Source organism: Burkholderia sp. PAMC 28687, assembly GCF_001577465.1.
Lineage (GTDB): Bacteria > Pseudomonadota > Gammaproteobacteria > Burkholderiales > Burkholderiaceae > Caballeronia.
This window is the reverse complement of sequence record NZ_CP014505.1, coordinates 2136747-2159425: the sequence shown is the minus strand read 5'-3', so window position 1 is coordinate 2159425 and position 22679 is coordinate 2136747. Positions and strand designations below refer to the sequence as shown.

General features: G+C 59.6%; 24 protein-coding genes. 16 read left to right on the top strand and 8 right to left on the bottom strand.

Translation table 11 applies throughout. The features are described 5' to 3' along the window. Window positions 1-4: 4 nt before the first annotated feature. The 13 genes from nuoI (at window position 5) to AX768_RS09940 (ending at window position 11831) form a co-directional block, all read left to right on the top strand. Window positions 5-493, top strand: coding sequence for an NADH-quinone oxidoreductase subunit NuoI (gene nuoI, locus AX768_RS10000; RefSeq protein WP_050381450.1), 489 nt, complete (start codon window positions 5-7; stop codon window positions 491-493). Window positions 494-655: 162 nt separating this feature from the next. Continuing rightward, window positions 656-1357, top strand: coding sequence for an NADH-quinone oxidoreductase subunit J (locus tag AX768_RS09995; RefSeq protein WP_061999831.1), 702 nt, complete (start codon window positions 656-658; stop codon window positions 1355-1357). A 14-nt stretch (window positions 1358-1371) separates the two neighbouring features. After that, window positions 1372-1677: an NADH-quinone oxidoreductase subunit NuoK gene (nuoK, locus tag AX768_RS09990; RefSeq protein WP_031360677.1), complete on the top strand. Its 306-nt coding sequence runs from the start codon at window positions 1372-1374 to the stop codon at window positions 1675-1677. 17 nt (window positions 1678-1694) lie between these two features. After that, window positions 1695-3803 (top strand): NADH-quinone oxidoreductase subunit L, encoded by a 2109-nt coding sequence (gene nuoL / locus AX768_RS09985; protein WP_061999830.1) that lies wholly within the window; start codon window positions 1695-1697, stop codon window positions 3801-3803. A gap of 17 nt (window positions 3804-3820) precedes the next feature. Beyond that, window positions 3821-5311 (top strand): NADH-quinone oxidoreductase subunit M, encoded by a 1491-nt coding sequence (locus tag AX768_RS09980; RefSeq protein WP_061999829.1) that lies wholly within the window; start codon window positions 3821-3823, stop codon window positions 5309-5311. A gap of 24 nt (window positions 5312-5335) precedes the next feature. Beyond that, on the top strand, window positions 5336-6814 hold the full coding sequence (gene nuoN / locus AX768_RS09975; RefSeq protein ID WP_061999828.1) for an NADH-quinone oxidoreductase subunit NuoN: 1479 nt from the start codon (window positions 5336-5338) through the stop codon (window positions 6812-6814). Beyond that, window positions 6814-7110: a DUF2818 family protein gene (locus AX768_RS09970; RefSeq protein ID WP_061999827.1), complete on the top strand. Its 297-nt coding sequence runs from the start codon at window positions 6814-6816 to the stop codon at window positions 7108-7110. The genes nuoN and AX768_RS09970 overlap by 1 nt, the downstream gene beginning before the upstream one ends. Before the next feature lie 77 nt (window positions 7111-7187). Next, a complete protein-coding gene (locus AX768_RS09965) occupies window positions 7188-7814 on the top strand; it encodes an NUDIX domain-containing protein (RefSeq protein WP_061999826.1) in 627 nt (208 codons plus the stop codon). Between the two features lie 209 nt (window positions 7815-8023). Further along, window positions 8024-8494, top strand: a complete 471-nt coding sequence (locus tag AX768_RS09960; protein ID WP_061999825.1) for a DUF1178 family protein — start codon at window positions 8024-8026, stop codon at window positions 8492-8494. A 69-nt stretch (window positions 8495-8563) separates the two neighbouring features. Further along, on the top strand, window positions 8564-9760 hold the full coding sequence (locus tag AX768_RS09955; RefSeq protein WP_061999824.1) for an acyl-CoA dehydrogenase family protein: 1197 nt from the start codon (window positions 8564-8566) through the stop codon (window positions 9758-9760). Window positions 9761-9770: 10 nt separating this feature from the next. Next, a complete protein-coding gene (locus tag AX768_RS09950; protein ID WP_061999823.1) occupies window positions 9771-10892 on the top strand; it encodes an acyl-CoA dehydrogenase family protein in 1122 nt (373 codons plus the stop codon). A 31-nt stretch (window positions 10893-10923) separates the two neighbouring features. Next, window positions 10924-11382 (top strand): MaoC family dehydratase, encoded by a 459-nt coding sequence (locus tag AX768_RS09945; protein WP_061999822.1) that lies wholly within the window; start codon window positions 10924-10926, stop codon window positions 11380-11382. Next, the gene (locus AX768_RS09940) at window positions 11379-11831 is read left to right on the top strand and encodes a MaoC family dehydratase (protein ID WP_061999821.1); all 453 of its coding nucleotides are present in this window, start codon (window positions 11379-11381) and stop codon (window positions 11829-11831) included. Before AX768_RS09945 ends, AX768_RS09940 begins: the two co-directional genes overlap by 4 nt. A 63-nt stretch (window positions 11832-11894) precedes the next feature. On the opposite strand, the gene AX768_RS09935 is transcribed toward AX768_RS09940, so the two are convergent. The 5 genes from AX768_RS09935 to AX768_RS09915 all read right to left on the bottom strand — a co-directional run bounded on the left by AX768_RS09935 (window position 11895) and on the right by AX768_RS09915 (window position 17366). Continuing rightward, entirely contained in the window at window positions 11895-13109 is a 1215-nt protein-coding gene (locus AX768_RS09935; RefSeq protein ID WP_061999820.1) for an acyl-CoA dehydrogenase family protein, read from the bottom strand. A 22-nt stretch (window positions 13110-13131) separates the two neighbouring features. Further along, window positions 13132-14232: a phosphotransferase gene (locus AX768_RS09930; RefSeq protein ID WP_061999819.1), complete on the bottom strand. Its 1101-nt coding sequence runs from the start codon at window positions 14230-14232 to the stop codon at window positions 13132-13134. 82 nt (window positions 14233-14314) lie between these two features. Then, a complete protein-coding gene (locus AX768_RS09925; RefSeq protein WP_231941254.1) occupies window positions 14315-15043 on the bottom strand; it encodes a histidine phosphatase family protein in 729 nt (242 codons plus the stop codon). Then, window positions 15040-15828 (bottom strand): oxepin-CoA hydrolase, alternative type, encoded by a 789-nt coding sequence (locus tag AX768_RS09920; RefSeq protein ID WP_061999818.1) that lies wholly within the window; start codon window positions 15826-15828, stop codon window positions 15040-15042. Before AX768_RS09920 ends, AX768_RS09925 begins: the two co-directional genes overlap by 4 nt. Continuing rightward, window positions 15825-17366, bottom strand: a complete 1542-nt coding sequence (locus tag AX768_RS09915) for a 3-hydroxyacyl-CoA dehydrogenase (RefSeq protein WP_061999817.1) — start codon at window positions 17364-17366, stop codon at window positions 15825-15827. Before AX768_RS09915 ends, AX768_RS09920 begins: the two co-directional genes overlap by 4 nt. A 116-nt stretch (window positions 17367-17482) precedes the next feature. Here AX768_RS09915 and AX768_RS09910 point away from each other — a divergent pair, with 116 nt between their 5' ends. After that, complete coding sequence (locus AX768_RS09910; RefSeq protein ID WP_061999816.1) at window positions 17483-18142, top strand: glutathione S-transferase family protein; 660 nt, start codon at window positions 17483-17485, stop codon at window positions 18140-18142. Between the two features lie 4 nt (window positions 18143-18146). Here AX768_RS09910 and AX768_RS09905 read toward each other — a convergent pair whose 3' ends face one another. Both AX768_RS09905 and AX768_RS09900 read right to left on the bottom strand, forming a co-directional pair. Beyond that, complete coding sequence (locus AX768_RS09905) at window positions 18147-19328, bottom strand: pyridoxal phosphate-dependent aminotransferase (protein WP_061999815.1); 1182 nt, start codon at window positions 19326-19328, stop codon at window positions 18147-18149. Between the two features lie 40 nt (window positions 19329-19368). Further along, entirely contained in the window at window positions 19369-19860 is a 492-nt protein-coding gene (locus tag AX768_RS09900) for a putative toxin-antitoxin system toxin component, PIN family (RefSeq protein WP_061999814.1), read from the bottom strand. A 56-nt stretch (window positions 19861-19916) separates the two neighbouring features. On the opposite strand from AX768_RS09900, the gene yaaA reads away from it, so the two are divergent. Both yaaA and AX768_RS09890 read left to right on the top strand, forming a co-directional pair. Further along, window positions 19917-20696 carry a peroxide stress protein YaaA gene (gene yaaA, locus AX768_RS09895; protein WP_061999813.1) on the top strand — a complete coding sequence of 260 codons (780 nt, stop codon included), beginning with the start codon at window positions 19917-19919 and terminating at the stop codon, window positions 20694-20696. Between the two features lie 42 nt (window positions 20697-20738). Continuing rightward, complete coding sequence (locus AX768_RS09890) at window positions 20739-21929, top strand: M14 family metallopeptidase (protein ID WP_061999812.1); 1191 nt, start codon at window positions 20739-20741, stop codon at window positions 21927-21929. A 91-nt stretch (window positions 21930-22020) separates the two neighbouring features. Here the strand turns inward: AX768_RS09890 and AX768_RS09885 are convergent, their stop codons facing one another. Further along, window positions 22021-22629: a BspC domain-containing protein gene (locus tag AX768_RS09885; RefSeq protein ID WP_061999811.1), complete on the bottom strand. Its 609-nt coding sequence runs from the start codon at window positions 22627-22629 to the stop codon at window positions 22021-22023. Window positions 22630-22679 lie beyond the last annotated feature (50 nt).

Genomic DNA, 22679 nt, shown 5'->3' with positions numbered 1-22679 from the left:
AACCATGAACGCATTACAGAATTTCTTTAAAACCTTTTTCCTGACCGAGTTGCTGAAGGGTCTTGCGCTGACTGGCGGATATCTGTTCCAGCGCAAGGTGACGGTTCAGTTCCCGGAAGAGAAGACCCCGATCTCCCCGCGTTTTCGAGGCCTGCATGCATTGCGCCGGTACGAGAACGGCGAAGAACGCTGCATCGCATGCAAGCTGTGTGAAGCCGTGTGCCCGGCGCTTGCAATCACCATCGAATCAGAAACGCGCGCCGACAATACGCGTCGAACCACGCGCTATGACATCGATTTGACCAAGTGCATCTTCTGCGGTTTCTGTGAAGAAAGCTGCCCGGTCGATTCGATTGTCGAAACGCATATCCTCGAGTATCACGGCGAGAAGCGCGGCGACCTGTATTTCACGAAAGACATGTTGCTGGCAGTGGGCGACCGTTATGAAACGGAGATTGCTGCTGCGAAGGCTGCTGACGCGCCTTATCGGTAAAGCGGAGCGGGGCGCTCGTCTTCACCGCGCCTTTTGCTGTTCCTGCATTTGAATTGACCTGCTGTTCCGGCCCGCGCGCCATGGTTGTACGTTGCTTCCTTCAAAAGATGCGACACGGCGCGCTTGTGTCAAAACACAAAGCCTAACGATGAACCGGTAATCATGGAATTCACGACCGTACTGTTTTACATCTTCGCGCTGCTGCTGGTTGTTTCGGCGCTGAAGGTGATCACTTCGCGCAACCCGGTGTCATCCGCGCTGTTTCTCGTGCTTGCGTTCTTCAACGCGGCCGCGATCTGGATGCTGCTCGAAGCCGAATTCCTCGCCATCTTGCTGGTTCTCGTCTATGTCGGCGCGGTCATGGTGCTGTTCCTGTTCGTGGTGATGATGCTGGACATCAACCTCGACGTGCTGCACCGCGACTTCAAGAAATTCGTGCCTATAGCGAGCATCGTGGGCGCAATCATCATCATCGAGACCGCTTTGATCCTGTGGCACGGCTACGGCGCGACGGTCACGCCGGTGCGCGACGCGATGCTGGTCAACGGGGTAGGTTCCGGCGTGGGTCCGAACGAAGTGATGTCGAATTCGCACCTGATCGGCAAGGTCATCTACACCGACTACATCTTCGCTTTTGAAATCGCGGGCCTGATCCTGCTGGTCGCGATCATCGCGGCAATCTCGCTGACCATTCGCGAGAAGAAGGACAACAAGCGCCAGTCGGTGAGCGAACAGGTCAAGGTGCGTGCGAAAGATCGCGTGCGGATCGTGAAGATGAAGTCCGAGCAGGAAGCGCCGGATGCCGCGACCAATCCGCCCGTTACCGGCAACGCCGGCGCCGGCACGGTCGACAACAAAGGCTGAGGAGATATAAAACCATGTTGAGTCTTGCCCATTACCTTGTGCTCGGCGCGATCCTGTTCGCGATCAGCATTGTCGGTATTTTCCTGAACCGACGTAACGTGATCATCATCCTGATGGCGATCGAACTGATGCTGTTGGCGGTCAATACGAACTTCGTCGCGTTCTCGCACTATCTCGGCGACATCCACGGCCAGATTTTTGTGTTCTTCGTATTGACGGTCGCGGCGGCTGAAGCGGCCATCGGTCTCGCGATTCTGGTCACGTTGTTCCGTAGCCTCGACACGATCAACGTCGAAGATCTCGATCAGCTCAAAGGTTAAATTCAGGCAAGACAGATATGTCCACGACACTCAATGAAAACCTTCTGCTTGCGATTCCGCTGGCACCGCTTGCCGGTTCGCTGATCGCGGGGTTGTTCGGCTGGAAGATCGGGCGCCGCGCGTCGCACAGCATCACCATTCTTGGTGTGGCGATATCGCTGGTGCTTTCGTGTTTCGTCTTCCTCGACGTCATGAAGGGCGCGAGCTTCAACGCGACCATTTACGAATGGATGACGGTCGGCCCGCTCAAGATGGAGATCGGCTTCCTGGTCGACTCGCTGACCGCGATGATGATGGTGATCGTCACCTTCGTCTCGCTGATGGTGCACATCTACACGATCGGCTATATGGCCGATGAAGAAACGGGCTACGAGCGCTTCTTCTCCTACATCTCGCTCTTCACGTTCTCAATGCTGATGCTCGTGATGAGCAACAACTTCCTGCAGTTGTTCTTCGGCTGGGAAGCAGTGGGTCTCGTGTCGTACCTGCTGATCGGTTTCTACTTCACGCGCCCGACGGCCATCTACGCGAACATGAAGGCGTTCCTGGTCAACCGCGTGGGTGACTTCGGTTTCCTGCTCGGCATTGGCCTGTTACTGGCGTTTGCCGGATCGCTGAACTACGGTGATGTCTTCGCGCACCGGACGCAACTGGCCGGCATGACCTTCCCGGGCACCGACTGGGGCTTGCTGACGGTTGCATGTATTTGCCTGTTCATTGGCGCAATGGGCAAGTCGGCGCAATTCCCGCTGCACGTGTGGCTGCCCGACTCCATGGAAGGCCCGACGCCTATCTCCGCACTGATCCACGCGGCAACCATGGTAACGGCCGGTATCTTCATGGTCACGCGCATGTCGCCGCTGTTCGAATTGTCGGACTCGGCGCTGTCGTTCGTGACGGTGATCGGCGCGATCACGGCGTTGTTCATGGGCTTCCTCGGCGTGGTCCAGAACGACATCAAGCGCGTGGTGGCCTACTCGACGCTCTCGCAGCTCGGCTACATGACGGTTGCGCTCGGCGTGTCCGCTTATCCGGTTGCCGTGTTCCACCTGGCCACGCACGCATTCTTCAAGGCGCTGCTGTTCCTTGGCGCGGGTTCGGTGATCATCGGCATGCATCACGACCAGGACATGCGCAATATGGGCGGCCTGCGCAAGTACATGCCGATCACATGGATCACGTCGCTGCTCGGTTCGCTGGCGCTGATCGGTACGCCGTTCTTCTCGGGCTTCTATTCGAAAGATTCGATCATCGATGCCGTGAAACTCTCGCATCTGCCGGGTTCGGGTTTCGCGTACTTCGCGGTGGTTGCAAGCGTGTTCGTCACTGCGCTCTATTCGTTCCGTATGTACTTCATGGTTTTCCATGGCAAGGAGCGTTTCCGCGGTCCGAAGCATCCAGAAAGCCCAATGGGTATCGAAGCGGCCCAGCACGGCCACGATGCGCACGGCCATGATTCGCACGGCCACGATGCGCACGGCCATGATTCGCACGGCCACGATGATCACGGCCATGGTCATGGTCCGCACATCCCGCATGAAACACCTTGGGTGATCACGCTGCCGCTGATCCTGCTGGCGATCCCATCGGTGATCATTGGTGCGCTGGCGATCGGCCCGATGTTGTTCGGCGACTTCTTCGCGCACGGCGTGGTGTTCGATCGTGTGATCTTCATTGGTGAAAACCATCCGGCGCTGCATGAAATGGCCGAGGAATTCCACGGCTGGTTTGCGATGGGCCTGCATTCGGTAGCGGGTCTGCCGGTGTGGCTCGCGCTCGGTGGGGTGGTGGTGTCGTGGTTCCTGTATCTCAAGCGTACGGATCTGCCGGGCGTGATCAAGCAACGCTTCCTGCCGATCTACAACTTGCTCGATAACAAGTACTACCTCGACAAGATCAACGATGTCGTATTTGCAAAGGGTGCGGTTGCCATTGGCCGCGGACTTTGGAAAGAAGGCGATGTCGCCGTTATCGACGGGATTGTCAACGGCCTCGCGAAGTTCGTCGGCTGGTTTGCCGGTGTGATTCGCTTCCTTCAATCCGGTTACATCTATCACTACGCGTTCGCCATGATCATTGGCATGTTGGGGCTCTTGACCCTGTTTGTAACGCTCGGCGGCAAATAAGGCGGGGACACCTATCTATGCACTCTTTTCCAATCCTTAGTCTCGCGATCTGGTTACCGATCATTGTCGGTATCCTTGTACTGGCGGTAGGCAATGACAGCAATCCGGCGCCGTCGCGCTGGCTTGCACTGATCGGCTCGATCCTGGGCCTGATCGTCACCATTCCCTTGATTACCGGCTTCGACAATTCATCGGCTGCGCTGCAGTTCGAAGAAAACGTGAGCTGGATCCAGCGCTTCAACATCTCGTATCACCTGGGTGTCGACGGTCTTTCAATGTGGTTTGTCGTGCTGACCGCGTTGATCACCGTCATCACGGTGATCGCGGCATGGGAAGTCATCACGGTGCGCGTGTCGCAGTACCTGGCCGCGTTCCTGATCTTGTCGGGCCTGATGATCGGCGTGTTCTCGACCGCCGACGGCATGTTGTTCTACGTGTTCTTCGAAGCCACGCTGATTCCGATGTACATCATCATCGGTGTGTGGGGCGGGGCGAACCGGGTCTATGCCGCGTTCAAGTTCTTCCTGTACACGCTGATGGGCTCGTTGCTGATGCTGATCGCGTTGCTGTACCTGTACACACAGACGCACACGTTCGATATCGCCACCTGGCATGCATTGAAGATCGGCTTCACGCCGCAGATATTGCTGTTCATCGCGTTCTTCATGGCCTTCGCCGTGAAGGTGCCGATGTGGCCGGTCCACACGTGGTTGCCTGACGCCCACGTGGAAGCGCCGACGGGCGGCTCGGTCGTGCTGGCCGCGATCATGCTGAAGCTCGGCGCGTACGGTTTCATCCGCTTCTCGCTGCCCATCGCGCCGGATGCCAGCCATTTCCTGGCGCCCGTGGTGATCACGCTGTCGTTGATCGCGGTGATCTACATCGGCTTCGTGGCGCTGGTGCAGGAAGACATGAAGAAGCTGGTCGCGTATTCGTCGATTGCGCACATGGGCTTCGTCACGCTCGGTTTCTTCATCTTCAGCACGCTCGGCATGGAAGGCGCGATCATCCAGATGATTTCGCACGGTTTCGTCTCGGGCGCGATGTTCCTGTGTATCGGCGTGCTGTATGACCGCATGCACTCGCGCCGGATCTCGGATTACGGCGGTGTGGTCAACGTCATGCCCAAGTTTGCGGCATTCGCCATGTTGTTCGCGATGGCCAACTGCGGCCTGCCAGGTACGTCGGGTTTTGTCGGCGAGTTCATGGTGATCCTGGCTGCAGTGAAGTTCAACTTCTGGATCGGTTTCCTGGCAACGTTCACGCTGGTTCTCGGCGCGGCGTACACGCTGTGGATGTACAAGCGCGTGCACTTCGGCGCGATTGCCAATGAAAACGTCGCCAAGCTGAAGGACATCAGCAAGCGCGAATTCTTCATGCTGGCCGTGCTTGCTGTATTTACGCTGTACATGGGCCTGTACCCGAAGCCTTTCACCGATGTGATGCACGCATCCGTGGAAAATCTCCTCTCCCACGTCGCGCAGTCGAAACTGCCGCTGGCCCAGTAACGCGTGCGGAGGAAATAAAAGATCATGCAAAATGCCCCAATGAGTGCCTTGTTACCCGATGGACTGCTGATGTTGATGGTCGTCGTAGTGTGGTTGAACGACACCATCTACGGCGTGAAGAGCCGGCAAACGTCCTATTTCATCTCGGTCATTTCGACGATCGTGGTCGGCCTGTGGTTCGCCGTCCAGGCACTCGATCCCACGCCGCATTATTTCTTCACGCGCATGTACGTCGTCGATCCGTTCGCCAGCGCAATGAAAGCGGTGGTGACGCTCGGCTTCGCGGTATCGATCATCTATTCGCGCAAGTATCTTGAAGATCGCGATCTGTTCCGCGGTGACTTCTTCCTGCTCGGCCTGTTCTCGCTGCTCGGCCAGTGCGTGATGATCTCGGGCAACAACTTCCTGACGCTGTATCTCGGGCTGGAACTGATGTCGTTGTCGCTGTACGCGGTGATCGCGTTGCGGAAGGACTCGCCGCAGGCCAACGAATCCGCAATGAAGTATTACGTCCTTGGCGCGCTGGCTTCCGGTTTCCTGCTCTACGGCATCTCGATGCTCTACGGCGCGACCGGTTCGCTTGAACTGAACGAAGTGGCGAAGGCCATTGCAACTGGCCGTATCAACGACGCGGTGCTGCTGTTCGGCGTGATCTTCGTCGTCGCGGGTATTGCGTTCAAGATGGGCGCGGTGCCATTCCATATGTGGGTGCCTGACGTTTATCAGGGCGCACCGACTGCCATGACGCTGATCACTGGTGGCGGCCCGAAGGCTGCGGCCTTCGCGTGGGGTCTGCGTTTCCTGGTGATGGCGCTGTTGCCGCTGGCAGTCGACTGGCAAGAGATGCTGGTGATCCTTGCCGCGCTGTCGCTGATCGTGGGTAACGTCACGGGTATCGTGCAGAAGAACATCAAGCGGATGCTGGCTTACTCGGCAATCTCGAACATGGGCTTCGTGCTGCTGGGCATGCTCGCGGGCGTGGTCGAAGGCAAGGCCGATGGCGCGGCCGGTGCCTACAGCTCGGCGATGTTCTACAGCATCATCTACCTGATCACCACGCTCGGTACCTTCGGCGTGATCATGCTGCTGGCGCGCAAGGACTTCGAAGCCGAAACGCTCGATGACTTCAAGGGCCTGAACCAGCGTAGCCCGGTGTTCGCGTTCGTGATGATGATCATGATGTTCTCACTCGCTGGCATCCCGCCGATGGTCGGGTTCTACGCCAAGCTCGCGGTGCTGGAAGCGACCATGAACGCCGGTCTGACGTGGCTTGCAGTGCTCGCCGTGATGTCGTCGCTGGTGGGGGCGTTCTACTACCTGCGTATCGTCAAGCTGATGTACTTCGATGCACCGACGGACGCATCGCCGATCGTCGCCGACAACCTCAAGCGCGCGCTGCTCGCGTTCAACGGCCTTGCGGTGCTCGTGCTCGGCATTGTGCCGGGTCCGTTGATGAACGCTTGCCTGACGGCGATCACCCATACCTTGCCGTTCCAGTTGTAATGTCGGCTGCGGGCTGGTTTATCGTGTTGTTGGCGCTGGTCGGCGCCAACCTTCCGTTTGCGAATCAACGCATCTTCGCCGTCGTGCCAATCAAGGCAGCGAAGAAAAGCCCGTGGATTCGCCTCGCGGAATTGATCGTGCTTTATTTTGTCGTGGGCGCGCTCGGCTTTATGCTTGAGGCGCGTGCCGGAAACCGTTTCGAGCAGGGCTGGCAGTTTTACGCCGTGACGTTCAGCCTCTTTCTTGTGCTCGCGTTCCCCGGTTTCGCTTTCCAATATCTCGTCAAGCGCCGCTGACGGCCACGGCCGTCGCGGCTTGATCCACGCGTTTGGCGCCGGGTTCGTCGTTTGACGCGTTTCCTTCAAGGCGCATGATGGCTGACAGTTCTTCCCTCGACCCCAAGCATTCCGCCGACTCTTTCCCTGATTCCGATGCCGGCCTGATCGAGAAGACGGTCGAAAGCAAGTTGCTGCATCAGGGTAAATTCCTCACGCTGAAACTCGATACAGTCGAGCTGCCCGACGGGAAACACGCCACCCGCGAGTACGTCGAGCATCCGGGCGCGGTGATGATCCTGCCTCTTTTCGACGACGGCCGCGTGCTGCTCGAGCGGCAGTATCGGTATCCGATCCGCAAGGTGCTGCTCGAATATCCCGCCGGCAAGCTCGATCCCAACGAAAGTGAGCTCGCTTGCGCGAAACGTGAATTGCACGAGGAAACGGGTTACACGGCGCGTGAATGGTTCTTCCTGACCCGAATTCATCCGGTGATTTCGTACTCGACCGAGTTCATCGACCTGTATCTGGCGCGCGGTTTGACTGCGGGCGAGAACAAGCTGGACGAGGGCGAGTTCCTCGAGACGTTCATTGCGGATCGGTCGCAAATCTTCGAGTGGATCAAGAGCGGCCAGATCAGCGATGTAAAAACGATCATCGGCAGCTTCTGGCTCGAGAAGGTGATGTCGGGCGAGTGGAAACTAGGCGATCCGGTCAGCGAATAAGCAAATCGAGAGAAAAAAAGCGGCCTGCGGGCCGCTTTTGCGTTTGCGCGTTTCATCAAAAACAACGCCATCAAGCACGCGAAGGACCAGCGGGCTAAAATCGACCACCTGTTTTCTCGATTCATCCAAAAGTCGCAGACGCAAATTTACGAACGACCGTTCACAAAACGCGCTTTTGCGATTAAACTTTCTGGCAAGCCCTGATTAGCATGAAGGTTCTCGACTTGAAGTGCTCGCACGACCATCGGTTCGAAGGCTGGTTTGCTTCGTCCGATGAGTTTGAATCCCAGTTGTCGCGCAAGCTCGTGGCTTGTCCGGTGTGTTCCACGACTGAAGTAAGCCGACTGCCATCGGCACCGCGGCTGAACCTGTCCACCACACGTTCCGACCGAACCGAGCAGGCAAGCAGCGGCAGCAGCGTTACGCCGCAAGCGGCCCCGCAGCAGCCGGATCAGGCGGCCCAGGCGCGTGCGCTGCAATTCATGCGGGAATTTCTCGCGAAGACCGAGAACGTGGGCGACCGTTTTGCCGAAGAGGCGCGGCGCATGCATTACGACGAAGCGCCGGCGCGCAATATTCGCGGCGTCGCTACGCCTGAAGATGCGCACGCATTGATGGAAGAAGGCATCGACGTGATGCCGCTGCCCGTGCCGGCCGCACTGAAAGAGCCGCTGCAATAAGCCGACGCCCGTTGGCTTAGCGCACGTCTCCTCGTGGCCGACCCGGGTCATGACAGGAGACGAGAGCGCATGGACCTGAACTATTCCCCCGCGGACAACGCGTTTCGCGCCGACATTCGCGCCTGGCTCGACGCCAATCTGCCGCAAGCCTTGCGGACCAAGGTACTCGATCACAAACGTTTAAGCCGCGACGACTACGCGAGCTGGCACAAGCTGCTTGGCACGCGCGGCTGGTCTGTCGTCGCCTGGCCGAAGGAATTTGGCGGTCCGGGCTGGAACGCCACGCAGCGCCATATCTGGGATGAGGAATGCGCGCGTATTGGTGCGCCGGGCGTGTTGCCGTTCGGGGTATCGATGGTCGCACCGGTCCTCATGAAATACGGCAGCGATGCGCAAAAAGCCCGTTACTTGCCGCGCATTCTCGATGGCACCGACTGGTGGTGCCAGGGGTATTCCGAACCCGGTTCGGGCTCCGATCTGGCATCGCTTAGAACGCGCGCCGAACGTCAGGGCGACCACTATCTGGTCAATGGCCAGAAGACCTGGACCACGCTCGGCCAGTTCGCCGACATGATGTTCTGCCTCGTGCGCACGGATAGCGGCGCGAAGAAGCAGGAAGGCATCTCGTTCTTGCTTATCGATATGAAAACGCCCGGCATCACCGTGCGTCCCATCATCACGCTCGACGAAGACCACGAAGTCAATGAAGTCTTCTTCGAAGACGTGAAAGTGCCGATGGAAAACCTTGTCGGCGAAGAAAATCGCGGCTGGACGTATGCGAAGTATTTGCTTGGGCATGAACGCACGGGCATCGCACGCGTCGGGCAGTCCAAGCGCGAACTGGTGTTCCTCAAACGACTTGCCACTGATCAGAAGAAGGGCGGAGCATCGTTGTTGAAGGACCCTGTGTTCGCTGCAAAGATCGCGGCGCTCGAAATCGAGATCATGGCGCTTGAAGTGACCGTGCAGCGCGTGGTCGCGAGCGAAGCGAATGGCCGCGGGCCGGGACCGGAAGCATCGATGCTGAAAATCAAGGGCACCGAAGTCCAGCAAGCGTTGACCGAGTTGATGGTTGAAGCCATCGGACCCCAGGCCGCCGCGTTCGATCCCGAGTATCTCGAAGGCGAACGCGAGCACAGTCTCGCAGGCGATGACGACGCGGCGCCGCTCGCCGCGTACTACTTCAACTTCCGCAAGACATCGATCTATGGCGGTTCGAACGAAATTCAAAAAAACATCATCGCGCAGATGATTCTGGGCTTGTGAGGAGCGGCACATGGACTTCAATTTCACCGATGAACAACAGCAATTCCGTGATGCCTTGCGCCGTTATCTCGACAAGGAATACACGTTCGATGCCCGCCAAAAGATCGTGGCATCCAGGGAAGGTGTCGATGCAAAACACTGGACTGCCTTCACCGAATTAGGCCTTACGGCGTTGCCCGCGCCGCAAGCGCGTGGCGGATTCGATGGTGGTCCGGTCGACATGCTCGTCGTGATGCAGGAACTCGGGCGTGCGTTGGTCGTCGAGCCCTACTGGTCGACGGCGGTGGGTATCGAAGCGTTGCGGCTTGTTGGCGATCAGTACGCGAACGCCTTGCTCGAGCGCGCGGCTGCCGGCGAGATCAAACTTGCCGTGGCGTTTCATGAACCGCATGCGCGCCATGACCTGTTTTCCATCGCAACCACGGCGCAGATCCAGGGCGACCAATTCACCTTGAACGGTGAGAAGTCGCTGGTCCAACACGGCGCACAGGCCGACGTATGGATCGTGCCCGCAAGGCTGAACGGCGAAGTTGCCCTGTTCGCCGTTGCGCGCGATTCGGGCAACGTGGCGATCACTGAATACCGGACGATCGATGGCCAGCGTGCCGCTTCCTTGAAATTCACGGGCACGCCGGCCACACGCCTGGGCAATGCGCAAACCGGGGCCGCGACACTTGAACATATCGCGGATTACGCGACGTTCCTGCTCTGCGCCGAAGCCGTCGGCGTGCTCGATGCGCTCAATCACGCGACGGTCGAGTACACGAAGGAACGCAAGCAGTTCGGCACGCCCATCGCGCGGTTTCAGGCGTTGCAGCATCGCATGGTCGAGATGCTGATCCACGCTGAGCAGGCACGTTCGATCACGTATCTGGCGGCTGCCCGCTACACGAGCAATGACGCGGACGAACGCCGTCGCGCAATTTCTGCGGCGAAAGCGCGGGTCGGTCAGGCGGCACGTTTCGTCGGTCAGCAGGCCGTGCAACTTCACGGCGGGATGGGCGTAACTAATGAAGTCGCGGCGGCACACTGGTTCAAGCGCTTGTCGATCATCGAGACAACGTTGGGCGACGTCGATCATCATCTGGAGCGGTTTGCATCGCTGCCAGGATTCGCCGACACTAACGTTTGAATAATCGACGCTTCATAAAAGGAGAATGGGGATGACATTCAGCTATGAGGATTTCAACGTCGGCGATGTAGCCGAACTCAGCGCGCATACATTTTCGAAAGAGGAGATCATCGATTTCGCCGGACGTTATGATCCGCAGCCTTTTCACCTGAGCGAAGCGGGCGGCGAAGCATCGCCGTTTCGCGGACTGGTTGCGAGCGGATGGAACACCTGCTCCGCGATGATGGGCATTCTCGTGCGCGACATGCTGGCCGATTCCACATCGATGGGCTCGCCCGGGCTCGACAACATCCGCTGGCTCAAGCCGGTTCGCGTGAACGATACCGTGCGGTTGACGGTGCGCGTGTTGAGCAAGCGTGTTTCCGAGAGCAAGCCGGATCGCGGCATTGTCGGAACGCGTTGGGAAGCTTATAACCAGAATGGCGAGCTGGTATTGACGGTGGATTCGGCGGCGATATTCGGGCTGCGTCGTCCGGAAAATACGCAATGACGCTCGCCTCAGCAGCGGATGTGAAAGCCGCGGAGGGCGGCGAGGAATACGTGAGCGGGTGGCTGGAAATAGATCAGTCGCGCGTGAACCGGTTCGCCGATGCCACCGACGACCATCAATGGATTCACGTCGACGTTGAACGGGCGAACAAAGAGTCGCCCTTTGGCGGACCGATTGCGCATGGCTTCCTGACGTTGGCGCTCGTGCCGAAATGGCTTGAGCAATGCGTTCCGCTGCAGCAGAAACTGGGCGTGAACTACGGCACCAACAAGGTCCGGTTCATGTCACCGGTTCTGGTTGGTTCGAAGTTGAGAGCGCGTTTCTTGGCTGAGAAGGTGACTGACGTGGAGCAGGGCGGCGTGCAGGTGATCTGGCGCGTGACTATCCAGAAAGAAGGCGCTGAGAAACCGGTTTGTGTCGCTGAGTTTATTACACGGCACTATTTCTGAAGTTCGCGTTCAGGTGACTTCTTTTTCGGAGCCGTCAAAGAAGTCCACCGCGTTGCTCAACGCTTACGCGTACCGGGCTAATTCAAGTTTTGCGACCGCATTCCGATGCACTTCGTCGGGTCCATCGGCGAGGCGCAATGTCCGTGCGTGCGCATACGCATAAGCGAGCGGGAAGTCGTCCGATACACCTCCGGCCCCATGCGCCTGAATCGCCCAGTCGATGACCTGACACGCGATGTTCGGCGCAACGACCTTGATCATCGCGATCTCGCCGCGGGCGCCCTTGTTGCCGGCTGTGTCCATCATGTAGGCCGCTTTCAGTGTGAGCAAGCGCGCCTGTTCGATCATGATCCGCGACTCGGCAATGCGCTCTTGCGTTACGCCATGCGCTGCGATCGGCTTGCCGAATGCAACCCTTTGCGATGTCCGTCTGCACATGAGTTCGAGCGCGCGCTCGGCTAAACCGATCAAGCGCATGCAATGATGAATGCGTCCGGGCCCAAGACGCCCTTGCGCGATTTCGAATCCGCGCCCCTCGCCAAGCAATACATTCGATGCCGGCACGCGCACATTCTCAAGCGTAATGTCCATGTGGCCATGCGGCGCGTCGTCGTAACCGAAGACCGAAAGCGGCCGATGCACCGTGATGCCCGATGATTCCGCGGGGACGAGGATCATCGATTGTTGCTGATGTTGTGGCGCTTCCGGATCGGTCTTCCCCATCACGATAAACACCTTGCAGCGCGGATCGCCCGCACCCGATGACCACCACTTGTGACCGTTGATCACATAGCTGTCGCCATCGCGCACGATGCTGCACTGGATGTTGGTCGCATCCGACGAAGCCACGTCCGGCTCGGTCATCAGGAACGCCGAACGGATCTCGCCTTGCAGCAGCGGCTCGAGCCATTGCTGCTTGTGCTGATCGCTGCCATAACGTTCGATGGTCTCCATGTTGCCCGTGTCGGGCGCGCCGCAATTGAACACTTCGGGCGCCCAAGGCACGCGGCCCATGATCTCGCAAAGCGGCGCGTATTCCAGATTGCTCAACCCTGCGCCACGTTCCGATTCGGGCAGGAAGAGATTCCACAGGCCGGCATCGCGCGCGCGTCGCTTGAGCGTTTCGATCAGCTCAAGCGGTATCCACGCATCGCCCTTTGCCCGGTTCGCCGCGATTTCCTGATTGAACGCGCGCTCGTTCGGATAGATGTGTTCATAGAAGAAAGCGGCCAGCTTGTGGCGCAGTTCCTGCACTTTTGGCGTGTAGTCGAAATTCATCTCGTCTCCTGTTCCTGATGTTTTATCCGGTCACTTTTTGCGCGTAAGACCATGCGAGTTCGGCCATCGGCCTGGCACGTTTGCCTGCATCGATCGCTTGTGCGCTCGCGGCTGTGCCCTCGCTCACGCGCTTCATGATTCCCTGCAGGATCGCGGCGATGCGGAACATGTTGTAGGCGAGGTAGAAATTCCAGTCGCCTTCGATCTTCAGGCCGGTGCGTTCGAGATATTGCGCGACGTAGGTCTGTTCGTCCGGAATGCCGAGCGCCGCCCAGTCGAGTCCGCCGATACCGCGAAATTGCGTCGGATCGACATGCCATGCCATGCAGTGATAGGCAAAGTCGGCGAGGGGATCGCCGAGCGTGGACAACTCCCAGTCGAGCACGGCGAGAACGCGCGGTTCTGTCGGGTGAAAGATCAGGTTGTCGAGCCGGAAGTCGCCATGAACAACGGAGACGCTTTCGCCGCCGCGCGGAATATGTTTCGGCAGCCACTCGATCAGCTTGTTCATCGCTTCGATGGGTTCGGTTTGCGACGCAAGGTACTGCTTGCTCCATCGGCCGATCTGGCGCTCGAAATAGTTGCCTGGCTTGCCGTAGGTGTCCAAACCCGCTTTGATGATATCGACCGAATGCAAAGCTGCGATCACGCGATTCATTTCATCGTAGATGGCGCCGCGCTCGGCGGGCGTCAGGCCCGGCAGCGCCTGGTCCCACAACACGCGGCCCTCGATGAACTCCATTAAATAGAACGCGCGGCCAATCACGCTTTCGTCATCGCATAGCGCGAACATCTTCGCAACCGGTACGTCCGTGTCGGCAAGCGCATCCATCACGCGGTATTCACGATCGATCGCATGCGCCGATGGCAACAGCTTCGCCGCCGGTCCCGGCTTTGACCGCATCACATAACTGCGCGAGGGCGTGATCAGCTTGAACGTGGGGTTCGACTGGCCGCCGGCGAATTGTTCGACACTGACTGGCCCGACGAAACCTTCGATATGCGTTTCAAGCCACGCTGACAGCGCTTCCATGTCGAACTGTTGGCGCTCGTTGACGGGCCGCGTTCCTTCGAACGCCGAGAAATCCTGCTGTACGGGCAAGGGCGCGTCGTTTGAAGCCATCGTTGTCTCCTCCGGATTGCGTTCATAGGCTGGTCCACATGCAGCGTCGCGCTTCGAAGCGCTGTTGTCGCTGCTTGCGCGGTTACTTCAAGGCTGACGTGTATCGCACGAATTGTTCGTAGAGCAATTCCATGGTCGTGTTGCGCGCGCTTGCGTGAAGGGGCGACGGCGGCGAATGATTCAGCGCGCGGATGACCCAGTCGCCGGGTTTGTCGCCGATATCGAGCGCGTTGATGCATCCCGTTGTCTGCGACAGATGCCCGAAGAACATGCGTCCGCCGCCTGTGATCGCGTGCGACAACAACGCGCGATTCACGCCGCCGTGCAATACCAGCAACGCGGTGTCCCAGGATGAATCGTCCCGCAGCCGTCGCAGTGGCGGCAACACACGATCCAGCAATTCGCCGATGGTCTCGCCGCCAAGGAACGCGGTTGTCTCCGGCACGATGCCGTCGAACACGCTGAGAAACGCGCGCTCGATATCCTTCGCGGGCAGGTTGCTCAAGCGGCCGCCGCGGATCTCTTCCCATTCCGGCCAGACATCGATTGCGATTTCCTGACCCGTTTCAGCCAGCACGCGCTGTGCCGTCTCGATCGTTCTCGGCAGACCGCTGACAATGACCTTGTCGAAGCGGATCTGCTGCGCCTTGAACTCGCTTCCGGCCGCGGTCGCTTCGTCGCGGCCGCGTTCATTGAGCGGCACGCCCATTGGGTCGATGGCGCGGCCGGTTGCATCGAAATACGTCACGTCGCCGTGACGCATCAGGAAGATGCGGCGGCGTTTTGGGAGTTCGTAGGGCGTGGTCATCATTTGTAGAGCGGTGGCCGCTTTTCGAGGAACGCGTTGATGCCTTCGAGCGCGTTGCCGTTATGGAGCGCGTCGACAAAACCGTCGCGTTCGGCGTCGAGTTGTTCGGCAAGCGATTGCGTTTCAGCCGATGCGATCAGCGTCTTGATTTGCGCCAGCGCTTTCGGCGCCATGCGGCCGAGTTCGTCGGCCCAGGCGATGGCGGTATCGAGCGCCGCGCCGGGTTTCGTCACGCGATTCACCACGCCGGCTTCGTGCAAACGTGTGGCGCCGATCGGCTTGGCCTCAAGCAGGATCTCGGTGGCAAGCGCACGTGGCAAGGCGCGCGTCAGGAACCACGAGCCGCCGCCATCGGGCGTGAGGCCCACGCGGGCGTACGACATCACGAACTTGGCGTCATCGGCAGCGACGAGCAGGTCGCACGCCAGCGCGAGCGAGAAGCCCGCGCCCGCTGCCGCGCCTTCCACGGCCGCGATCACCGGTTTTGTGGATGACCTCAGCGCCACGATCCATTCGCCCAGCATGTCGATGCTCGCCGCCTGCACCGACGGATCCTTCGCGCGGTTTTCAAGCAGGCGGTTCAGGTTGCCGCCGGCGCAAAAGAAGTTGTCGGCGCCGGTCAGCACGATCGCGCGCACGGATGTATCGCGCTCGGCCGTGTTCATCGCCTCGATTCCGGCTGCGTACATATCCGGGTGCAACGCGTTGCGCGCGCCCGGATTGGACAGCTTCAGAACGAGCGTAGTGTCGCTTTCGGCCGGCCGCGCGGAGAGCAGTTCGGCGCTCATTCTGCTGCCTCATCGAAGGTGAGTGACAGGCCAAGCTGTGCGCGACGCGTCAACCACGGCGACGGGCGATAACGCGGGTCACCCAGCACGCCCTGGATGTTGCGCAGAATGGTGAGGATGGTCGTCGCACCGAGTGCGTCGCCGAGTGCGAGCGGACCACGCGGATACCCCAGCCCGAGCGTCACGGCGAGATCGATATCGGCGGGTGAAGCGATGCGTTGCTGCGCGATGTCGCAACCAATATTCACGATGGTCGCCACCACGCGTTGCGCAACGAACCCCGTGGAATCGCGGATCACGGTGACAGGAACGCCGTCGAAAGCGAAGAGGGCGTGCGCAGCGTCGCGGAACTCGGCCGTGGTCGCAGGCGTGGTCATGATGGCGCGGCGGGTGGCATCGGCGAGCGGGAATAGCGTGTCGATGGCAACCGTACGCGACGCATCCAGCTTTTCCGCGACGCATGCCGTGGTTGCATCGTGGCCGAGCGGCGTCACGATGATCAGCGAATCCGGCGCGGGCGTGCCGCCGGTATCGATGGTGACATTCGTTTCCATCTTCGCGATCAGCCGGAACACTTCCTCGCGCGCCTGGACCGACGCACGGCTCACCCAGACGCGCCGTGGCAGCGTGGTCGGCGCAGGCGCTTCTTCGGGCGTCTGCTGCTTGCCATCGACGTACTTATAGAAACCTTCGCCGACCTTGCGCCCGATCAACCCGCCGGCAAGCCGCGTCCCGGTAATCGGCGACGGCGTGAATCTTGGTTCCTCGTAAAACTGGTGATAGATCGACTCCATCACCGGATGCGAAACGTCGAGCGCGGTCAGGTCGAGCAACTCGAACGGTCCGAGTCTGAAGCCGGCCTGCTCGCGCATGATCCGGTCGATATCGGCAAAACTCGCCACGCCTTCGCCGGCGATCCGCAAGCCCTCGGTGTTCATGCCGCGCCCGGCGTGATTCACGATGAACCCCGGCATGTCCTTCGCGCGCACCGGCGTATGGCCCATCTGGCGGCCGAGCGCCATGAGCGCGTCACCGGCGGCGGGGTCGCCGCGTAATCCATCGATCACCTCGACCACTTTCATCAGCGGCACGGGGTTGAAGAAATGCAGGCCAACGACACGTTCGGGCTTCGTGCATCCGGCGGCAATCGCGGTGATGGAAAGCGACGACGTGTTCGACGCCAGGATGCAATCGTCGCGAACGATGCCTTCCAGCTCGCGGAACAACTCGCGCTTGGGATCGAGCTTTTCCACGATCGCCTCGATCACGACATCGCAATCGGCGAGGTCGCTGATCGCCTCCGCCGCATGAATGCGGGCCAGCGCCTCGTGCGCTTCGGCTTCGGTGAGCTTGCCTTTTGCGGCAAGTTTGTTCAGGGTATCGGCGAGATACTCGCGAGCGGCCGTGATGGCTTCCTTGTTGGCATCGAAGAGACGTACGGTCAGGCCGCCCGTCGCCGCGATCTGCGCGATACCGCGTCCCATCGCGCCGCTGCCGACCACGCCCAACGTTCGAATCACTGTGTCGCGAAAACTCATGGTGTGTCTCACTCCTTATTTTGCTAGATTAGCACGGTCGTGCTGTTGGTGAGATGGCCTCAAAGGCCGTCGATTGCATGCATTATTAAAAACGAAAGACGTTCAGGAGACTCGCGATGCTCAAGCTGTATGGTTTTCCGCTGTCCAACTACGTGAACAAGGTGAAGTTCGTGCTGCTCGAACACGACATTGCGTTCGAGGAGGTGCGGGCCAATTTTGGCCAGGATGAAGCGACGCTCGCCCGGTCGCCTCTCGGTAAGGTGCCGTATATCGAGACCGGGAACGGATCGCTGTGCGAGTCACAGGTGATCATCGAATATCTGGCGAGCGCATATCCGGACAAGCCCATCTTTTCCGCCGATCCGTTCACGGCCGCCAAGGAGCGCGAGATGATTGCGTTCATCGAGTTGCATCTGGAACTCGTCGCGCGAGATCTCTACAAGCAGGCGTTTTTTGGCGGCACCGTCACCGACTATACGAAGTCGCGCGCCGAAAAACGGCTCCGTCACGGCGTAGCGGGACTCAAGCGGATTGCGAAGTTCCAACCGTACGCGCTTGGCACGACCTTCAGTATCGCCGATGTGAGTGCATTCGTGAATTTGCCGCTCGTCGGGCTGACGACAAAAGCGGTTTATGGCGCGGATTTCCTGCTGGAGGCGGGTATCGACTGGAAGGCGCACAACAGGCGCGTGGGGGAACGGCCGGCCGCACAGAAAGTGACGGCCGACCGGCTGGCGTTCATGGACGCGCAGAAAAAAGAACTGCCGAAGATCTGAAGTTCTACAGGCTCGCGAGGCCTTCGAGCGCGGTGCGCAGCGTTGCTTCTTTTTTCGCGAAGCAAAAACGCACCACGCCGGATTCGTGGCTCTCGTGATAGAACGCGGATACCGGAATGGCCGCCACGCCGATCTCGCTCGTGAGCCATTGCGAGAATTCCGCTTCGGGCAAGTCGCTGATGGCCGAATAGTCGACGCACTGGAAATACGTGCCGTCGCAGGGCAGCAATTTGAAGCGCGAGTTCGCGAGGCCCGCACGGAAAAAGTCGCGCTTTTGCTGGTAGAAAGCGGGCAGATCCATATAAGGCGACGGGTCCTTCAAGTACTCCGCAATGCCGACCTGCATTGGCGTATTCACGGTGAACACGTTGAACTGATGTACCTTGCGGAACTCGGCCGTAAGAGCCGCGGGCGCAGCGACATAGCCGACCTTCCAGCCCGTCACATGAAACGTCTTGCCGAAACTCGATACCACGAAGCTGCGCGCGGCCAGGTCCGGATAACGCGAGACGCTTTCGTGGGGCGCGCCGTCGAAGACCATGTGTTCGTAGACTTCGTCGGAGAGGATCAGCACGTCGGTGCCGCGCATTATTTCGTCGAGCTTTTGCATGTCGGCGGCGCGCCAGACACGGCCCGTCGGGTTGTGCGGCGTGTTGACGATCAGAAGGCGCGTTTTGGGCGTGATCGCTGCGGCGATCTTATCGAAGGGGAGTGCGTAGTCGGGTGCTTCCAGCGATACAAACACCGGCTTGCCGCCCGCCAGTTCAATAGCCGGGACGTAGCAGTCGTACATCGGCTCGATCACGACGACTTCATCGCCTGGATGCACGCAGCACAGGATGGCCGTCAGGATGGCCTGCGTGGCGCCGGCCGTCACCGTGATTTCGCGATCCACGTCGTATTTGCGACCGTAGAGCCGCTCGATCTTTTCGCTGACCGCGTGACGCAGCGGCGCGGCGCCGGCCATCGGCGGATACTGGTTGTGGCCGTCCCGCATCGCGTTCGCCACCGCATCCACGATCCGCGGATCGCAGGCGAAATCCGGAAAACCCTGGCCAAGGTTGACCGCGCCTGTCTGTGTCGCGAGTGCGCTCATGACCGTGAAGATGGTCGTGCCGACATTCGGCAGACGTGACGTGATGGCAGGAACGGCGGCGGAATGCGGAAGGTCGTGCGAGGCGTTCATAGTGGTTTCGATCGGCTGCGCTGGAAGAATGTGTCGTATTTTAAACGTCGATTGCGTTCGTTTCCGCATTGGCCTCGACCTGCGCGTTGAAGCTGGTCACGAATGGCGCCGGCTGGGCGATCCGGAAGCCAAAATCACGCGCGGTGCGTTTCGCAAGTTTGAGCAGCGCCCGGTCCTTCGATACCAGCCAGTCTGCCTTGCTTGCATGCGCCAGTTCGAGGAACTTCTGGTCGTCGCGGTCCTTGCATTTTGGCAGCGGCGGGGCGTCTTCGGGCAGCGGTTCGGTTTCAACCAGGCGAGAAAGCCGCGCAACCGTTTCCAGTGCCTGGGCCTTGTCTACGGCAAAGCGCACGAATTGCGGATAGTCCAGCACATACGTCAGTTCTTTCAGGCAACGCGCATCGATCAACGCTTCCAGCGTGCCGGCTTCGAGCGCGGCGCGAATGGGGCGGGAATCGGGGTCATCGAAAACAAGAATGTCGATCCACACATTCGAATCGAGCACGGCGCGCCACGCGGGGGATTTTTTCATTCGATACAATCGAGGGTTTCCGTCTTCATCGTTGGCAAGCGTGCCGGCGAGCCCCTATGATAATCGTTCTCTCGCCGGCCAAATCGCTCGACTACGAGACCCCGCCGCACGTGACGAAGCACACGTTGCCTGAATTCACCGCAGATTCCGCCGAGCTCATCAAGGCGCTGCGCAAACTCTCGCCACAGGATATCGGCAGTCTCATGCATATCTCCGACCCGCTCGCGCGACTCAACTTTCAGCGTTATGCCGACTGGTCGCCGACGTTCAGTGAGGACAATTCGAAGCAGGCCATGCTCGCGTTCAACGGTGACGTCTACGAAGGTTTCGACGCCAAATCGCTTCATGCGGCCGACCTCGACTACGCGCAGAACCATGTGCGGGTGTTGTCCGGGCTCTACGGATTGCTGCGGCCGCTCGACCTGTTGCAGCCTTATCGGCTGGAAATGGGCACGAAGTTCGCAAACGCTCGGGGCAAAGATCTTTATGCGTTCTGGGGCGATCGCATCACGGTGGCGCTCAACGGGCAGATGAAAAAGCAGCGCGGCGCGAAGGTGCTGATCAACTGCGCATCCGGCGAGTATTTCAAGTCGGTGCAGCCGAAGCGGCTCGACGCGCCAATCGTCACGCCCGTGTTTCAGGAATGGAAGAACGGCCAGTACAAGATCATCAGTTTTCACGCAAAACGTGCGCGCGGGTTGATGGCGCGGTTCGCCGTGCAGCATAGAATCGATGAACCGGAAGGCCTCAAGGATTTCGGCAGCGAAGGCTACGCGTTCGATAAAAAAGCATCGACTGACGCCACGTATGTGTATCGCCGGCGCGTTGGGGCTTGATGCAATGACCTGCTGCTGCACTGGACAAATCAAGGAAGCGTCATGAGCATCTCAATCACGAGTCATTTCGATGCGGGCGCGATCAACGTCGTTTCCGCCGATAACCCCGCCGACATCCGCCTGCGTATCCGCCCGGACAGCCACGCCGATTTCGCGCAGTGGTTCTACTTTCGCGTGGGTAACGTCCGCGATGTAGCGCTCACCCTGACCTTCGAAAATGCCGCCGACTGCGCGTTTGCCGACGGCTGGCGCGACTATCGCGCGGTCGCCAGCTACGACAGGATCAACTGGTTCCGGGTGCCGACCCGTTATGACGGCCGGGTAATGACGATCGAGCACACGCCCGATTTCGATGCCATCTATTACGCTTACTTCGAGCCGTACAGCGAAGAGCGGCACGCAGGTTTCATCGGCGCGGTACAACAGATGCCGCACGCCACGCTCACGGAAATTGGCCGCACCGTGCAAGGCCGCCCGATGGCACTTTTGACGCTGGGCTTGCTTGAAGACGATGAAGACGAAGCTGAAGACGGCGAAGAAGATCACATAACACTTGAGCCGAAGAAAAACGTCTGGATCATCGCGCGTCAGCATCCGGGCGAAACCATGGCCGAATGGTTCGTCGAAGGCCTGATCAAACGGCTGGCAGGGTGGGGCGACTGGGCCGGCGATCCGGTCGCGCGCCTGGTCTTCGAGCACGCCGTGTTTCACATCGTGCCCAACATGAATCCCGATGGCAGCGTTCTTGGCAACCTGCGCACGAATGCGGCAGGCGCCAACCTGAATCGCGAATGGATGGAGCCGGACGGCGCGCGCAGCCCGGAAGTGCTCGCGGTACGCAACGCCATGCACGCAATAGGCTGCGATCTTTTCTTCGATATTCACGGCGACGAAGCACTGCCTTACGTGTTCGTGGCGGGCTCGGAGATGTTGCCGGGGTTCACCGAAAAGCAGGCCGAGGAGCAGAAGGCGTTTATCGAATGCTTCAAGCAGGCGAGTCCTGACTTTCAGGATGTGTACGGTTACGAAGCCAGCAAGTACCAGACTGACGCGCTGAAGCTCGCATCGAAGTACGTTGGCAATGAGTTCGGGTGTTTGTCTCTGACGCTCGAAATGCCGTTCAAGGACAACGCGAACCTGCCGGACGAGCGGGTGGGATGGAACGGGGAACGCAGTGCGGCGCTTGGCGCGGCGATGCTGCAGGCCATCTTGCGCCATTTGCAGGCGTTCTGACTCGCGCGGACAGGCTGATGCGCGTTCAGGAGCGCGTTCAAGAAAGGGCGAGATCGTAAGCGACGATCTCGTCCTTTTGTTTTGCCTGGCGTCAGTGCTTCTTCTTCGTCGACTTGGTCGAGGACGATTTCTTCGCTGTCGAAGCGGATGCCTTGCCCTTCGATCCGGCTTTGCCCTTGACGGCGCTGTGCTTGCCGCGAGCGCTGTGACCGGATCGTGGTTCGGCACGCGGCCTCGCCGCAGGCACCGGGTCATTCCAGCCGAACGCCAGCATCTGGCTGCCTACGTAGCCGCATCGAAATTTGAGTGTCGGTGGCGTTGCGTCGCCGTCCTTCGACACGCCGAGCCCCTCGACGGTCACCACGTTATCAACCTTGATCCGCTGCTTGTGATCATCGAACGAATCATTCCACGGGACGATGCTGCCATGCGCGGCATCGAACGAACTCGCTGGAAATTCGACGCGATCAAACGCCGTCGATGTACTCGCGACGAAGCTGCCGTGCGCGGCGCAATCGGCCATCAAGGGATTGGCGTTGAAGTCGGTCACGAAGTGATTGACGAGTTCATTGCGGTCGTCGACCGTATCGGCGAACGCAGTGACGTTGAAAAGGGCTGACGTGATTGTCGCTGCGGATGCTATTGCTACCAGCCGGCCGACCAGCCGAAGCAGTCGACGCGGTACTTGAATACTATCCATCGGGTTGGGCACTAAAGAGACATCAGGCACGTAAGATGCCTGACAGTGAG